Genomic DNA, 16703 nt, shown 5'->3' with positions numbered 1-16703 from the left:
CTATGAATAATCTTAAAGAAAAAATAAATACTTATAGCAAACTAATTTTGGGGTCTTGGCAATTTGGAGGTGGATATTTTAAACAGGTTAAAAAAGAAACAGCCAAAAAAATATTAAAAAAAGCATATGATCACGGGATTAGAAATATTGATACTGCAAAAGCTTATGGAAATGGAATTTCAGAAAAAATAATTGGTGAAATAATAGCAGAAGATCCAACAATAAGAGAAAATATTTTAATTGCAAGTAAATGCTACCCAATGGAAATTTCAGAATATACAAAGAACTTTAATGAAAGTCTTAAAAATTTAAAAACTAATTATATAGATATTTACTATATACACTGGCCTAAAACCGATTTTGACCTAAGACCAATCGCATCATTTCTTGAAGAAATGAGAGCAAAAGAAAAAATAAAATATGTGGGTGTAAGTAATTTTGAAATATCGCACATGGAAAGCGTAAAAAAAGTTTGCAAAATTGACGTAAACCAAATAGGATACAACCCCTTATTTAGAAATAAAGAAAAAGATGTAATCCCTTACTGTGAAGACAATGATATTGTCACCATATCATATTCAACAATTGCTCAAGGACTTTTATCTAAAGCTAATATAAAAGACAAAAACAAATTTAATGATAATATAACAAAAAAATTGATACTTTTTAAAAAAGAAATTTGGCCTTATACTTTAAAAACCATAAATGAACTTACAAAGATAGCAAAGAAAAACAACTTAACAATTTTAGAATTAACATATGCATGGCTCAAAAAAACAAAATTAAGCGGATTTATAGTGGGTTTCAGCAAAGAAAGTTATGTAGAATCAAACTTAAATTCATTTAAAGCAGAAATTAATGAAGAGGTATACAAAGAGATTACATCAATCTTAGATAATTTTAATCATCAAACAAAAAATTTCCCAAACTTATTTAACAAAAAAATTTAAAACTTTCTAAAAACAAATATTTCAATTAATACACTTAAAGACAATAGAATTTCCTAAAATTCTAATACCTTCTACGGTTAAATGAATATTAAAAATAAAATTTATATCAATTAATGGCAAAAGTAGACTTGCATTACCTCCAGTAATTATCAAATCAAATTCTTTTTTATATATCTTTTTAATGTCATGATAAACACCTTCTATTAAATACTTATATTGATAAAACAAACCACTGTTTACACTTCCAGCTGTAGTTCTCTCTAAAAGATTACTTGGAGTGCTGATGGGAAATTTCTTCAAAAGATAGGCTTTATCTAATAAAGAATTAAAATTTATCAAAGGACCAGAATTAATAAGACCACCTAGTATTCCATCGTGCCTACTAACAGCAAAAATAGTACAAGCTGTCCCAAGATCTACTACCAGAACATTCTCTAATGAATAATTTTCAATGGCTGCAATAAGATTAGCAAAAACGTCTGAACCTAACAAAAATTTACCACTTTTGTAAGGATTAAATGTTAAGTTATAATCCAAATCAAAACTAATAAACAGGGGCTTTACCTTCAAAAAAGAAAAAATGACATTTTCAAATATTCCATTAAGAATAGGAACAACGCTACTTATAAAAACTTGACTTACATTAAAATCAAGTTTTTCTTCAAAAAACCCATAAGCCTCATCATACCCTAACATAAGATTTGTCTTCATTTTAATAAATAAATTAACTTTATTGTTTTTAAATAGGGCAAAAGCAATACTAGTATTTCCAATGTCAATTACCAACTCTGATAATAAAGGCTTATTCATAAATATTTATTTTTTTTGGAATTTTATCAAATCTTAATAAAAGATTAAAGATTTTCTTTTTCTTAGGTGTTGCTTTAATAACCAAAATTTTACTCAAAGGATAATACTTCCAACCATCAGAATATACGTAAAACTTATAATCTGTAAACCAATCAATCTCTCTAAATCTTACTAAAGTTGGATTTAAAATATTTCCAAAAAACATATAGTTTGAATAATTAATCTCTTGATCAAAATTAATTGTAACTTTGGCATCAGTAATTTCACTATTTAAAACTTTAGACGCAGCATATATCCACCTGATAGACCCAAGATCAGAAATAAAGATAAATTGAGGCATATATTTATTGTCAATAATATCAGAATAATAACTTTCATAAGGAATTCCTTTAACATAATCACTAATTAAAGAATAATAAATCACATTATTTGAAAGCTTTAATATTAAATTATCTTTTAAATAAGATGATATTCTTTTAAGAACCCCAGAAATCTTTAATGCATACTCAACAACATCAGATGAATTAATACTATTATTTAAAATATAAACTTTTCCTTCATCTGTAACACCAAATAAAGTGAATACAAATTTATAAAGCTCCTTTTTAAAACTTGAATAAACAGAATCATCATTGCTAATCTTAAGAAACGTAAGATAATTAAAGAGAATATTGTAAGTTTGGTTAAAATCAAAATTAGAATTTAATATTTTTTTAGGATCTCTGAGAAGCTTTAAAGCATCATTCAATTTGGAAATGTTTTCTGATAAAAAAATTTTTTCTAAAAGACGAGGATCCTCCTTCAAATAAACCACAAGTCTGTCTTTCTCAAGAGAGTCAATAAAAGTTTTATTTCTTGATAAATAAGAAAAAAATTTATCAATTTGATCTGAATTAGCATAATAATTTAAACTTAAATAAGTAAGCTTATGTTCATTTTTAACCAATAAAGAATCTAATTTTAAAAATATTGATTCGTGCTCTCCTCTAATTAAGGATTCTGCTAAAAAACAAACCATTAGATTTTCATCAAAGCCATAAGCTCCGTATTTAAACCATCCTCCCTTTGAAACATTAAAATTAATAGGATTGTTCCAAGAATCATAAGCACTTTGTCTAAAATTATTTAAAGCATCATTAAAAATTTTACTATCCACATCTTTAATTTTTGAATGCATAATAGAATGATCTAATATATTACTTTGAATGCCCTCTATAATGAAATTTGAAATATTTTTCTTTGGTGAATCAATATAAATAACATTACCAATTCTAAATGTTGATTGAGGAGAAATTAAAATATCTTTTTTTCTTATTTTTACATTTTCTCCTAAAAAGACTTTATATTCCAAATTTTCTCCTTGTCTTATTGAAATAGTAGGCTTATCTAATAAAACTTCATAATGATCTTCAACCTCATAGCTTAACAAAAAGCTTTTCGAGAGATTTGATTCAATGATAAAATTATTTTCTGAATCAAATAAAAATCCTAGAAAAATATTATTCTCGAAATAAACATAAATACCCATGTCTTGAACTTTATAAGAGATGGGCAAAAGATTTAACCCTGTTTCTAAAACAATAAGTGGATTAAGTTTGGACAAAAGTATCCTAAGTCCTCTAACATTAACAACAATATCATTTAAAATATATTCACTATTTTCAACCTTATTATTTACTTCTAACTTTACATCTTTTAAAAAAAATATATTTACGTTTAAATTCCTAAATTGCAAAAAAATAACAACAAATAATATTAAAAAACCAAGTAATAAATTAAAAGCTCCCGCCCTTAAAAACCCCTTCATATGATGATTCTAATCATAAAAAATTAAAATATCAATATTGATTGCATAAAAACAAAAAAAATAATAAACTATATAAGTTAGCTAGTTGCGTAGGAGCAAAGTATATGAAAATTCCTAAAAATTATATTCCAGGAACAAATCCTTATAAGTCTCTACCTAAAAAACCCGTTATTGAAAACAAGAAAAAAATTACCAAAAAACAAGAACAAATTAATTCAGAAATTATGAAATCACAAGAGCGTATTTTAAAATTATATATGAGACGCCTGCAAAAAAAAGATCAAATAACTCTTCAAAATTTTATTCTAGAAGGGCATAAGGTTGGTTCCAAAATTTTCAACAATTTGCCAAAAACACTAAAGGAAATAATAGCTTTAATGAATATAGAATCTTTAAAGGTGCTAAAAAAATATACAAAAAATCCAATTAAAATGCTTTACATAAAATTTTCAAGCTGGACCTTAAATAAGCTAATAAAAACACTCGACATTGAATCTAATAATAATAAAACTGCAAAACATAAATAACTATTTTCAAATTCTTTTTAAAAATCTTACTTATTAAATTTTTTATTCGCTATTTTTCTTACAACGTCTATTGTTGATTTATTATCAGAATAAATAAAAAAATCTTTCAAGGACCATCTCTTATGATTATTAGACTCTAAAATGTACATTGAATCTAGGATATCCAATGTCATTTTATTGCCACAATAAAATTCACCAACCATACCCAATTTATCCCCAATAGCTAAACACGCTGCAATATCCCAAAGCCCTACAAAAGAAAAATAGGCCTTATAAGAACCTGTAAAAAGCTTGGCAAAAGAATAAACACAAGAGCCATTAATATGAATATGAGAAGAAACATTAAGATTAAACGACCTTATAATAGACTTTGATACTGCAAGCAAACTGTGTGTATTATAACATTCAGAATTAGCAAAAATAAACTTATTAAAATCTTTTCTTAAAGGATAGCTGCCAATGTTTTTTTTAGCATAAAATACACTATCTTTATAAGTAATAAAAAACTCTCCGCTTAAAGGGAGAGAAATAGCTCCTTCAATAATTTTTCCACCACTAGCACACGCTAGCGATATTCCATATGAAGGAAGACCTGCTGCAAAAGAAGAAGTTCCATCAATCGGATCAATAATAAAAGTACTCTTTGACATTAACGCATCTTTGATATAATCTTCTCCATAGGTATATATTGTCTCTTCTCCAAGAATAAAATTACCGGGCTTTTTGATTTCTTTAGATAAGAATTGCTCAATCTGCTTATCAACCTGAGTTACAATAGATCCATCAGATTTAAAATCTAAACTTAATTTATCACAACCACTTAATGCAAGCTTAGTTGACTCATTTAATAAAAATATAATTTTTTCGAAATCCCAATCCATTTTTATCTCGATTCTTTTATTAAGAATAAATTCTAAAATTGAAAAAATCATCTCTAAAAGCATAACTTTTGCAAAATCCACTATTTTTTAATAAAGCATCTATAAAACAAAATGTTATAAATTAGAATCTTTTTTTACTAAGGATAGTATAAAAATCATAAATATCCATCCCCCCCCAAATTTTTTTATTCTCAATCTCATAGACTCAATTAAATAGCAAAAACTGAAAAAATTTATCAAACACAAACTCTTTTTCTCAGAAATACATAGCTTCCAATTTAAAAAGTAATATCTTTTAATTCAAGTCTAAAATCCCATTAGAATTAAAAACAATAGAATGAAGTAGGAGCTTTAGAGAAAATTTCATTTTTCTAGTTTTCATATTCAAAATCCCACACAACAATGTAATACACATATCACTTCTAAATTCAATAAATAATTATTGACATAATTTAATACTTCAAAAAGGATTGTATTATTACCAACTACCATAACATAAAAATTAATAATTTTAATACACCAAGCAAAAAGCTAATCCTATACCATAACCTGATATACTTACTAAATAGATTTCAAATTAATGATTATTTATAAAATAATCATTAAAAGTCCTCATATACTTTATTTAAAAGTATAAAAATTTAATTTGAACTTAAAAAGCTGTTTTTAAATTTTCTAGTAAGTAAACTTTCAATATTATCAATCAGATTTAATTATATTATATTGCTCTCAAGGTGATTTGTGCTCTCAAATAACAGCTTTAAATACTTTTGTTATTAACCTTTAGCTTGCTTCTTTTTAATAAAATTTTTAATCTTAGAATCCAATATAAAAAATCTAGACTCTTGAAAAACTAATCAACTTCCTCTTAAACAAGCGCCCTAACAACGCTCATTATCCTCTACTTTCAATACAAAAAATGAATATCTTTGATAAAAGAATATTACTTTTAAAAAACTTGAGCAAATTTAAAGCTAAATTAATTTTACTTTTAACAACTCAAACTAAAACAATTAGATCCATAAAAACATTTTAAAGGCCTTTTCAAAAACATTAAATAATATTAAATCTCAAATTTTTTCCGTAAAAAATATTATTAATAAAATTTAAAAAATAAATAGGATTTAAACAACCAAGCCCTAACCATAATTTCAAACCATATTATTTAAAATAGGAATTGAAAGTTCAAAACCAAAGGTCTTTTTAGAAACTTTAACTATAGGGGCTCCTTGTCTTCTTTTGTATTCATTTTTAAAATAAAGATTTAAAACTTTATCAACTGTGCCTTTTTCAAAATGAAGATAAATTGAATTTATAGATTCATTGTCAATCAAATATCTATTTAAAATATCATCAAGAACTTCATATTTTGGAAGATAATCACTATCTTTTTGATCAAACTTTAACTCAGCCGAAGGCTCCTTTAAAATAATATTAACGGGAATAATACATTCTCCAAACTTTGCATTAATATATTTTGCAAGATCATAAACCTCCGTTTTAAAAAGATCTCCAATCAAAGCTAATCCCCCACAAGTATCCCCATATAGGGTACAATAACCAACTGCGATTTCACTTTTATTGCCAGTATTTAAAAGCAAAGAATTTTTAGAATTACTATAAGACATTAATAAAAGTCCCCTTAACCGAGCTTGTAAATTTTCTCCAGTAACGCCTTTAACATCAAAATGCCCTTCAAAAAATCTACTACTTACCTCAAACAAGTCTTTTATTGGCATTTCAATTAATTTAAACCCTAATTTTTTAGAAAGCTCTTTAGCATCAGAAATAGAATCTACTGATGAAAATTTACTAGGCATAGAAATTCCAACAACATTCTCAGCGCCCAAAGCAAAACATGCAAGACACGCAACAAGTGCAGAATCAATACCCCCAGACAATCCCAAATGAACTTTAGAAAATCCCGAAAAATAAATATATTCTCTTAAAACAAGAGATATTGCTAAAATAATTTTTTCAAAAAGTCCATTACATGTATCAAATTTTAAATCTTGAAATGCATCATTAGATATAAAATCAAATTCAAATCCTTTAGCTTGTTTTATCTTTCCAAGACTATTAATAAAAAAACTACATCCATCATAAACTGCAGAATCCTCAACTCCATAAAAATTTGAATAAACAACATCCAAATTATTCTCAACAGCAACTCTTTCAAAGAATTTTAACCTAAGACTATTCTTTTCCCTAGTGAAATAAGATTTGGATGGTACTATTAAATACTGAGCCTTCTTTAAATTTTCGCCAAATTGGGGACTTAATTCTTCAAATAACAAAGCATCCTCAAAATTTAATACAGCAAATACATTGTTCTTATAAATAAAAAATTCGGGTAAATTATATTGTGATACAGTTAAAATAACTTCATGATTACTGATGACAGAAATAATATCTACAAATTTGCCACTCTCATAAACACTATGACCAAAAACAACTAAAGTACTATCATTAACCTGTTCTTTCATAATTTCAATAAATTTACATATATCTTGAGAATATTTCAAACGATCAAACAACTCAGCATACTTAGTACTGCCTAAAAACATAGAAGGAAAAACTAAAACATCTGACCCTTTTAGTAAGGCCTCATCATAATTAATTTTAAAATCAACAATACATTTATCAAGATCTAAAACGCTGTATTTCGTTTGAGCAATGCTTATTTTCATAGGTAAATAATAAGCAATAATACATTAAATTACAACAAAAAAAATTAATAGCTTCGCAAAACCAATACTCATCCATATTCCAACAATATCCTAAAATTATAGGTATCTATAAACACACTAAAAACAAATAAAATCAAAAAATGACCCCAAAATTATTTTGATAAATAAAAAAATTAAATTTTTTTATTTTGACAAAAAAATACACACGAACATTTTTGCCAAATAAAAATATGTATCAATATAACACTATTGCTGAAAGCTTAAGAAAAATATATAGCTTGCAAATGATCAAAATGAATCAATTTTAGTAAATTTTAAGAAAGAAAAAAATTTGTAAAATATTTTTTTTAAAGATAAAATGCTTTATCAAAGGAGGGAAAATGGAAAAAAAAGAAACTAAAACCGAAACCGAAAAACCCAACAAACAAGATAACAAAAATACAAAATCTCAAAAAAAAGAAAACTTAAATCTGGTAAATTCTGATAAAAAAATTACCGAGCTTGAAAATGAAATCTCCAATCTTAAAGATTTGTATTTAAGAAAACAAGCAGAATTTGAAAACTTCAGAAAAAGATTAGAAAAAGAAAAAGACAATTTTGTTAAATTTGCAAATGAAACCATAATGAAAGATGTGGTTAATTTTCTTGATAACCTAGAACGAGCTATTAACTCTTCAAAAAAATCTAAAGATTTTGACAACCTATTAACAGGAATCAGTATGATTGAAAATGAAATACTATCAATCTTTGATAAAAAATATAATTTAAAAAAATTTGGAGAAAATGGTGAAAATTTTGACCCAAGTCGTCATGAAGCAATAAGCATTGAAGAGAAAGAAGGTCTTAAAAATCCAGAAATAGTAGAAGTATACCAAAAAGGTTATTGCTACAACGATAGAATATTAAGAACAGCAAAAGTTAAAGTTGCTCAAAGTAAAAATTAATTAGAAAAGAAGGAGGTTTATAATATGGGCAAAATAATAGGTATTGATCTAGGAACAACAAACTCATGCGTAGCTATAATGGAGCATGGAAAACCAGTTGTAATACAAAATTCAGAAGGAGGCAGAACTACTCCATCTATTGTTGCATACACAAATAAAGGCGAAAGACTTGTAGGGCAAGTCGCAAAAAACCAAATGGTTACAAACCCTGAAAACACAATTTATTCCATCAAAAGATTTATGGGAAGAAGATTTGAAGAGGTTGCAAGCGAAATAAAAATGGTTCCTTATAAAATAGAAAAAGGACTAAATGGCGACGCGCGAGTAAACATTTCCAATATAAAAAAGCAAATGTCACCGCCTGAAATCTCAGCAGCAACTCTTACAAAAATGAAAGAAACAGCAGAAGCTTACTTGGGTGAAAAAGTTACAGAAGCTGTCATTACAGTTCCTGCTTACTTTAACGACGCTCAAAGACAGGCTACAAAAGATGCTGGTAAAATAGCAGGCCTTGAGGTAAAAAGAATTGTTAACGAACCAACTGCCGCTGCTCTTGCTTATGGAATTGAAAAAAAACACGAAGAGATTGTTGCCGTTTACGATCTTGGTGGAGGAACATTTGACATTTCAATATTGGAGCTTGGAGATGGTGTTTTTGAAGTAAAGTCCACCAATGGAGACACACACCTTGGAGGTGATAATTTTGACGATGAGATAATAAAGCATTTAATTTCAGAATTCAAAAAAGAAAGCGCTATTGATTTGTCAAACGACAAAATGGCTCTCCAAAGACTCAAAGAGGCAGCTGAAAAAGCTAAAATAGAACTTTCAGGCGCACAAGAAGCTTCAATAAATCTTCCATTTATTACAGCAGATGCAAACGGTCCAAAACACTTACAACAAACTCTAACAAGAGCAAAATTCGAACAAATGGTAGACCATTTAGTTCAAAAAACAAAAGAACCATGCCTTAAAGCTATTAAAGATGCCGGACTTAAAGCTTCTGACATCAATGAAGTAATACTTGTAGGTGGATCAACAAGAATTCCTGCTATTCAAAAAATTGTAAAAGATATATTTGGACAAGAGCCTAACAAAGGAGTAAATCCAGATGAAGCTGTAGCAATTGGAGCTGCTATTCAGGGTGGTATTTTAACCGGAGAAACTAAAGACATGGTACTCCTTGACGTTACTCCACTCTCACTAGGAATAGAAACGCTAGGTGGTGTGATGACCAAACTTATTGAACGAAACACTACAATTCCTACAAAAAAAAGTCAAGTATTCTCAACAGCTGCTGACAATCAAACCTCTGTTGATATTAAAGTCCTTCAAGGTGAACGTGAAATGGCAGCACAAAATAGAATACTTGGTAATTTCATACTTGATGGAATACCGGCAGCACCAAGAGGAGTGCCTCAAATTGAAGTTAGTTTTGACATTGACGCTAATGGAATAGTTCACGTGTCTGCAAAAGATATGGGAACAGGAAAAGAACAAAAAATTAGAATTGAATCATCATCAGGACTTTCTGAATCAGAAATAGATCGCATGGTAAAAGATGCAGAAGCTCATGCGGAAGAAGATAAAAAATTAAAAGAAAATATTGAAGCAAAAAATACAGCTAATTCTTTAATTTATCAAACAGAAAAATCATTAAAAGAATATTCTGAAAAAATTTCAAGCGAAGATAAAGACGCTATTGAAAATAAAATAAAAGAATTAAAAGAAAGTCTTGAAAAGGAAGACATTTCACTTATAAAATCTAGAACAGAAGAACTTCAAAAAGCTTCTTATAAGATAGCTGAAATGATGTATAAAGATCCTTCCCAGCAAAATGCAAGCAGCCAACAAGAAAATGGTACCCAAAGCAATACAAGCGAAGAAGGTAAAGAAGCTGATTACGAAGTTGTTGACGAGGATAAAAAATAGTGAAAAAAGATTATTATGAAATTTTGGGGCTCTCAAAAGGAGCCTCAAAAGATGAAATAAAAAAAGCTTATAGAAAAATAGCAATCAAATATCACCCCGACAGAAATCAAGGGAATGAAGAGGCCGCTTCTATTTTTAAAGAAGCTACTCAAGCTTATGAAATTTTAATAGATGACAATAAGAAAGCCAAATACGACAGATTTGGACATTCCGCTTTTGAAGGGGGAGGATTTGAAGGATTTTCAGGTGGATTTAGTGGGTTTTCAGACATCTTTGAAGATTTTGGCGATATTTTTGATTCATTTTTCACTGGCAACAAAGGACAAGAAAAAAATAGAAAACATGCAAAAGGTGAAGACGTAGGATATAACATAGAAATATCTCTTGAAAATGCATACTTTGGTTACAAAAATAATATAAACATAACAAGACAAATACTCTGCCATTCTTGTTTAGGAAAAAAATCCGAAAAAGGTTCAAGCCCTTCGATATGCAACATGTGTAACGGCAGCGGAAGAGTAGTACAAGGAGGAGGATTTTTCAGAGTTACAACAACATGTTCTAAATGCTATGGTGAAGGGAAAATAATATCAAACCCTTGTAAATCTTGTAAAGGAAAAGGAAGCCTTACAAAGCAAGAAACTATTCAATTAAACATTCCTTCGGGTATTGATAATAACCAACAAATAAAAATGAAAGGAAAAGGAAATGTTAATCCAGATAACCAAGAATATGGTGATCTTTATGTAAAAATATTGATAAAATCTCATAAAATATTTAAAAGAAATGGCAAAGATCTCTACGCAATGCTTCCAATAAGCTTTACTCAAGCAGCCCTTGGAAAAGAAGTAAGAATAAAAACAATCGCTTCAAAAGAGATTAAAATACAAATTCCAAAAGGAATAGAAAATGAAGAACAAATTTTAATTAAAAACGCAGGAATGCCAATTCTTCAAACCGAAAAGTTTGGAAACTTAATATTAATCACTAAAATAAAAACACCTAAAAATTTAAATTCTAATGCTATCAAACTTTTTGAAAGCTTGAGCAAAGAATTAAGAGATGGTGATGAAATAGATTTACTCAAAGTATAATATGTATATAACTCATGCCAATTCAATAATTGAAAGCATAAAAAATAATAAAGGATTTGAACTTTATATATCAAAAAAAAGTTCAAAAACTAAAGAAATTGAAAAACTGGCTAAAGCACAAAATATAAAAATAAGAAGAATAAATACAAATGAACTTGACAAAATTCTTAAAAACAAAGACCACAGGGGATTTGCATTAAAATTAAAACTTGAAAAAAATAAAAATGTAAAAACACAAACCAAAGACTTTGAACACTTACTAGAAACATTTAAAAAAAAAGAAAATGCTTTCATTTTACTTCTAGATGAAATAGAAGACCCCCAAAACTTTGGAGCAATCCTTAGAACAGCAGAACAGTTTAGTATAGATCTTGTAATTACTACTCAAAAACGTAGCGCAAAAGACAATTCAACAGTTTTACGAACTAGCTCTGGTGCAAGTCAATATGTAAAAAAAATAACAGTGGCAAACATAAACAACACAATAAATTTTTTAAAAAAAAATGGCTTTTGGATATACGCTGGTGATGTTAAAGGGCAAGATATAAACAAAATTAAAATAAACGACAGAAAAATTGCACTCATTTTAGGGAATGAAGGAAGGGGTGTACACAAGCTAATAAAAGAAAATTCTGATTTTTTAATAAGGATTCCAACTAGTGGCAAAATAGACTCACTTAATGTTTCTGTGTCCACAGGCATTTTAATCTTTGAAATCAAAAGGCAATTAAATCTACTCTAAAAGATTATTAAATTAAATAAAAACTATTTTAAAAAATTTCCCAACTCAACAGACGCAATAAATCCCTCAGCAGCAGCAGTAATGGCTTGAGCATAAAGTTTATTGCTAACATCTCCACATGAAAAAACACCATCTACACTTGTTTTAACAACATCTTTAGTTACAATAAACCCCTCTTCATCTAAATCTAAAAATCCCTTTAAAAATTCTGTATTCGGTTTATAGCCAACAGCCATAAATACAGCATTCGCTTCTAATTCATAAACAACATCATCTTTTTTATTAAAAATCTTAACAGAAGAAACAGAAGATTTGCCATCTACTTCTATGGCTTCTGAATTATACAAAATTTCAACATTTGGCAACTTTGCAACACTATCTCTTAACATAGCAATAGCCCTAAGATAATCTTTTCTTACAATAATATAAACCTTATCCGCTAATTTGCTTAAATAAATTGATTCTGAAAGGGCAGTATTGCCCCCACCAATTACTGCAACCCTTTTCCCTTTGAAAAGATGTCCATCGCAAATAGCACAAACCGAAATACCTTTATTCCAAAATAAATCCGAATTTTTAAGAGTTTCAAGTTTTTGGGGTTTTGATCCTGAAGCAATAATAACAGCTTTACTTTTATAAACATAATTTTCTGTATAAAGGTAAAAAATACTATTATCCCTTTTTATAGACAAAACAGTTTCGAGAACGGTTTTAGCTCCAAGATTTACTGCTTGCTCTCTCATATTTAACATCAAATCTCTTCCACTTACTCCATTTTTAAAGCCAGGATAATTATAAACTTCTGTGGTTGTAGTAAGCTGTCCCCCAGGTTCAGGTCCCTCTAAAATAGTAACCTTATAATTGCTCATAACAGAATAAATCCCAGCCGTTAATCCAGCCGGCCCAGATCCTACAATTATTACATCTTCAATAAATTCTACCTCTTTTTGAGATGAATTTTCCTTTTTAGTCAAATTTATATTAATGGTTTCAAATTCTAACATATCTAAACTTCAAGTGCCTCTTAAGAATTTTCATACAAATCTTAACATTGCTGAAATTAACATTCAATACTTAAGATTGACTCATAAGTTTATCGATATTAACCTCAAAAACAGAACATGGGATAAAAATACCAAAATTATTCAAAACATAAGGTGAAATTTCACCAAAACTACCTACATTAAAGCCTTTAATCAAAATATCTGCTCCCCTGCCATTAATATAAATAGTGGCTTTTGATTCTCTTAAATTAATCTCAATATTTAAATAATAAAAAAGAGTTGCAACAATTGAATTAATTTCATTAAAAGAAATTTCTTTACCGGACATCAAAAAAGCTAAATTGGTAAAAGTGCTTGTTCCTTCAATAGTATCCAAATTCTTTAAAGCCACCTTACCAACTTCAAAAATTTTATGCGGATAAGGGAAATTAGAGCTAATACTTTCTGATTTTAATAAATTAGGAATTATTGATGCTCTAATATATTCATAATTCTCTGTCATTGGATTAGACACTTTTAAAAAATTTAGATCATTAACATTCATTCTATCAATAAAATCTTTCTTAGAACCCATATAATTATAAACCATCTCTTGAAATCCCATGCCTACCATTAAATTTCTAACATTCCTTGAAAACTCTTCCAAATCACTAAGCCTTCCCACTGTAAAGGCTTTGGGAAGCTCTGGATGAAAACTTGCAAGACCTTCCCCTATCATTACATCTTCAATTACATCAACCTCATGAAGAAAGTCGTTTCTATAAAAAGGTGGAATAACATAGTTTTTTAAATCTCTAGAATAAGAACTTACTCCCATTTTTTTTAAATTCAGGCAAATACGTTCTAATGTCAAATCGCTTCCAAGCAGTCTATTAACATTTTTTACATTAAACTCTACTTCTTCTTGGAAATAATAAGGACATACTAATTCTTCAAAATCTAAAACAAAAGGCTCTCTAAATACAGTTTTTACGGGCAAAATTTCAAAACCCATATCATAAAAATCACAAGCTACTATAGATAACGCCAACAGGGTTGCTTCAAAATCAATACCAGTAACCTCAACAAATAAATCAGTATCACCAACCTTTAAAGATCCAATATTGTTAGAATTAATTATTGGGGGATAAGAGACTACATTGTTATTATTATCTAATAATAACGGATATTTATCAAAATTTTTAATAATATGGGAATATTCCAATCCTTTAGGATGCTTTTCATTTATTTCTAAAAGAGAAAGTTCACAATCTATTCCCAAGGGAACAAACTTGTGACTAGGAGATGAAGCAACATAACTTATTGGAAATTCAATAAAATTAGAATTATACATCCCCATTGCAACTCTTCTTCTTTTTTGTCCATAATTTTGACAAAGTTTTTCTTGAAATTGAATTAATGTTTCAAGCATTTTATCATTAATAATCAATCCTTTTGCTAAAAATCCAAAAATAAACGGTCTGATTTGAGACATTTTATTATCAACTAAAATTTCACCATAACACTTTTTAAAATCTCCTTTTTTTGAAAAAAAATCATAATAAGGCATTTCTCCAAAAAAATACGTTTTTATTTGACGAGCAAGTCCTGTATAAGACCACAAATCTGGTCTATTTGTATCATTAAATTCTATTTTGATTTTTCCCGAACTTTCGTCAAATCCATCAAATTCCGCTTTAAATGGTTCAAGTAATTCTGAAATTTCTAAATTTGTAAAATTTTTTCCTATTTTATCTAAAAAAAGATTTTTATAAATTTCTACCTTTGGCATCTCATCTTTCCTCGTCTTAAAATAACATCGCCAATATCATAAGTAAAAAGATCTCTTAAATCATTTAAACCCAAGTGCATTAAAGCCATTCTATCTATTCCAATCCCCCAAGCAATAACAGGAAGATCAATGCCCAAAGGCTTTGTAACTTCTGGCCTAAAAATTCCACTTCCTCCAAGTTCAAACCAGCCAAGAACAGGATGTTTTACATGCATTTCAATCGACGGCTCAGTAAAGGGAAAATATGCAGGAACATATTTAACTTCTGTAGCACCTGCAAGCTCTTTGGCAAAAATTTCAAGAAGGCCTAGCAAAGTTTTAATGTTAGCACTATTCTCAATAACAATCCCCTCAGTTTGATAAAAATCAACTCCGTGAGTTGCATCTACTTGATCGTATCTAAAACATCTAACAACTCCGAAATATCTGCCTGGATTTTTGGCATTAATTAATTGTTTTGCAGAAAGAACGGTACCCTGAGTTCTTAAAACCAATCTCTTAGAAAGATCTTCACTAAAACTATATCTCCAACCTCTTGAACCTGTTGCATATCCTGTTTCATGAGCTAATTTTACATTATAAAAATAAGGTTCGGGTAAAGATTTTTGCATACTAGGATCTGAAATGTAATAAACATCCTTAATGTCACGAGAAGGATGAAATTGGGGCATAAAAAGAGCATCGTTGTTGAAAAATTCTGTTTCTACTAAAGGACCGTCAAACTCCTCAAAACCAAGCCCTACTAATTTGTCTTTAATTTTAGAAATATAATCTAAATAAGAATTAAAGCGCCCAATAAAAGTTTTAGCTGATGGAATATGAATATTGTAAGCTCTAAATTTTTTATTCTCATACGTTTTATTTTTTAAAATTTCGGGAGTAAGCTTAGTAAGCTCATCTCCTGTTAATTTGCTTTTCATTAGAAAATTTTTCACTTCCAACCCAAAACTAGATAATCTAAACCTTAAATCAAGTTTTTCTATTATTTTAAAAAATACAGAATCTGCTCCTTTTTTCTTAGAAAAATTTGATATCAATAAAAGCTCTTCGGTTGTCAAACTTTCTCTAAGAAGATCGCTACTTTTTGCTCTTTCTAATAAGACACGTATTTTTTGATAATTAACCTCTATGTCGTTCAAACAATTTATAATAATCTGTTTATTTGAATCAATAGAAAGAATGCCTTCTTTTAATAAATGGCCAAATGCTTTTCTCACCTCTTTAATATCAAGATCAAGCTCTAAAGCTAAATTTGAAGCCAACACTGTCTTCCTAGATACCAGATTTATTATTTTTTCCTCAACAAATCCATCTCTTAAAACACTAAGACCCCTTTCTGTTGCTTTATAAAATACGTTTAATTTTCTATAAATTTCTTCAATAATACTTTTAGAATTTAACCATTCAATTGTTTTATTTGCCTGACCTTCATTAAACCCCAATTTTTCAATAATAATTGAAGCAGAAATATTCTCCTCTTTTTCATTATTTAAAATTACTTTTATCTCAAGAGGATGCAATGTTTTTATTAAATTTAAATCTGACTTCATA

13 protein-coding genes are annotated in these 16703 nt (G+C 28.3%); 6 read left to right on the top strand and 7 right to left on the bottom strand.

Translation table 11 applies throughout. The features are described from left to right. Positions 1-2 precede the first annotated feature (2 nt). Entirely contained in the window at positions 3-950 is a 948-nt protein-coding gene (locus BVAVS116_RS02620) for an aldo/keto reductase (protein ID WP_006068448.1), read from the top strand. Positions 951-971: 21 nt separating this feature from the next. On the opposite strand, the gene BVAVS116_RS02615 is transcribed toward BVAVS116_RS02620, so the two are convergent. Next, a complete protein-coding gene (locus BVAVS116_RS02615; protein WP_006068647.1) occupies positions 972-1760 on the bottom strand; it encodes a type III pantothenate kinase in 789 nt (262 codons plus the stop codon). Further along, positions 1753-3567 carry a hypothetical protein gene (locus tag BVAVS116_RS02610; protein WP_006068270.1) on the bottom strand — a complete coding sequence of 605 codons (1815 nt, stop codon included), beginning with the start codon at positions 3565-3567 and terminating at the stop codon, positions 1753-1755. Before BVAVS116_RS02610 ends, BVAVS116_RS02615 begins: the two co-directional genes overlap by 8 nt. Positions 3568-3671: 104 nt before the next feature. On the opposite strand from BVAVS116_RS02610, the gene BVAVS116_RS02605 reads away from it, so the two are divergent. After that, positions 3672-4094 carry a hypothetical protein gene (locus tag BVAVS116_RS02605; RefSeq protein ID WP_006068404.1) on the top strand — a complete coding sequence of 141 codons (423 nt, stop codon included), beginning with the start codon at positions 3672-3674 and terminating at the stop codon, positions 4092-4094. Between the two features lie 26 nt (positions 4095-4120). On the opposite strand, the gene BVAVS116_RS02600 is transcribed toward BVAVS116_RS02605, so the two are convergent. Then, positions 4121-4975 carry an inositol monophosphatase family protein gene (locus BVAVS116_RS02600; protein WP_040351366.1) on the bottom strand — a complete coding sequence of 285 codons (855 nt, stop codon included), beginning with the start codon at positions 4973-4975 and terminating at the stop codon, positions 4121-4123. A 1151-nt stretch (positions 4976-6126) separates the two neighbouring features. Beyond that, on the bottom strand, positions 6127-7665 hold the full coding sequence (gene nadE, locus BVAVS116_RS02595) for an NAD(+) synthase (protein ID WP_006068296.1): 1539 nt from the start codon (positions 7663-7665) through the stop codon (positions 6127-6129). A gap of 380 nt (positions 7666-8045) precedes the next feature. Here nadE and grpE point away from each other — a divergent pair, with 380 nt between their 5' ends. The 4 genes from grpE to rlmB are packed head-to-tail and all read left to right on the top strand — an operon-like array spanning position 8046 to position 12377. Continuing rightward, positions 8046-8609: a nucleotide exchange factor GrpE gene (grpE, locus tag BVAVS116_RS02590; protein ID WP_006068951.1), complete on the top strand. Its 564-nt coding sequence runs from the start codon at positions 8046-8048 to the stop codon at positions 8607-8609. Positions 8610-8633: 24 nt separating this feature from the next. After that, positions 8634-10541: a molecular chaperone DnaK gene (gene dnaK / locus BVAVS116_RS02585; protein ID WP_006068880.1), complete on the top strand. Its 1908-nt coding sequence runs from the start codon at positions 8634-8636 to the stop codon at positions 10539-10541. Continuing rightward, a complete protein-coding gene (dnaJ, locus tag BVAVS116_RS02580) occupies positions 10541-11635 on the top strand; it encodes a molecular chaperone DnaJ (protein WP_006068791.1) in 1095 nt (364 codons plus the stop codon). The genes dnaK and dnaJ overlap by 1 nt, the downstream gene beginning before the upstream one ends. A 1-nt stretch (position 11636) precedes the next feature. Next, positions 11637-12377: a 23S rRNA (guanosine(2251)-2'-O)-methyltransferase RlmB gene (gene rlmB, locus BVAVS116_RS02575; RefSeq protein WP_006068696.1), complete on the top strand. Its 741-nt coding sequence runs from the start codon at positions 11637-11639 to the stop codon at positions 12375-12377. A 23-nt stretch (positions 12378-12400) separates the two neighbouring features. Here the strand turns inward: rlmB and trxB are convergent, their stop codons facing one another. The 3 genes from trxB to pheS form a co-directional block, all read right to left on the bottom strand. Next, a complete protein-coding gene (gene trxB / locus BVAVS116_RS02570; protein WP_006068241.1) occupies positions 12401-13381 on the bottom strand; it encodes a thioredoxin-disulfide reductase in 981 nt (326 codons plus the stop codon). A gap of 70 nt (positions 13382-13451) precedes the next feature. Next, positions 13452-15152: a phenylalanine--tRNA ligase subunit beta gene (gene pheT, locus BVAVS116_RS02565; RefSeq protein ID WP_006068541.1), complete on the bottom strand. Its 1701-nt coding sequence runs from the start codon at positions 15150-15152 to the stop codon at positions 13452-13454. Then, entirely contained in the window at positions 15140-16702 is a 1563-nt protein-coding gene (gene pheS / locus BVAVS116_RS02560) for a phenylalanine--tRNA ligase subunit alpha (RefSeq protein ID WP_006068950.1), read from the bottom strand. Before pheS ends, pheT begins: the two co-directional genes overlap by 13 nt. Position 16703: the final 1 nt, after the last annotated feature.

It is taken from the genome of Borreliella valaisiana VS116 (assembly GCF_000170955.2).
Taxonomy (GTDB): domain Bacteria; phylum Spirochaetota; class Spirochaetia; order Borreliales; family Borreliaceae; genus Borreliella; species Borreliella valaisiana.
The sequence above is the reverse complement of the archived record's forward strand: the minus strand, read 5'-3'. Positions and strand labels throughout refer to the sequence as shown.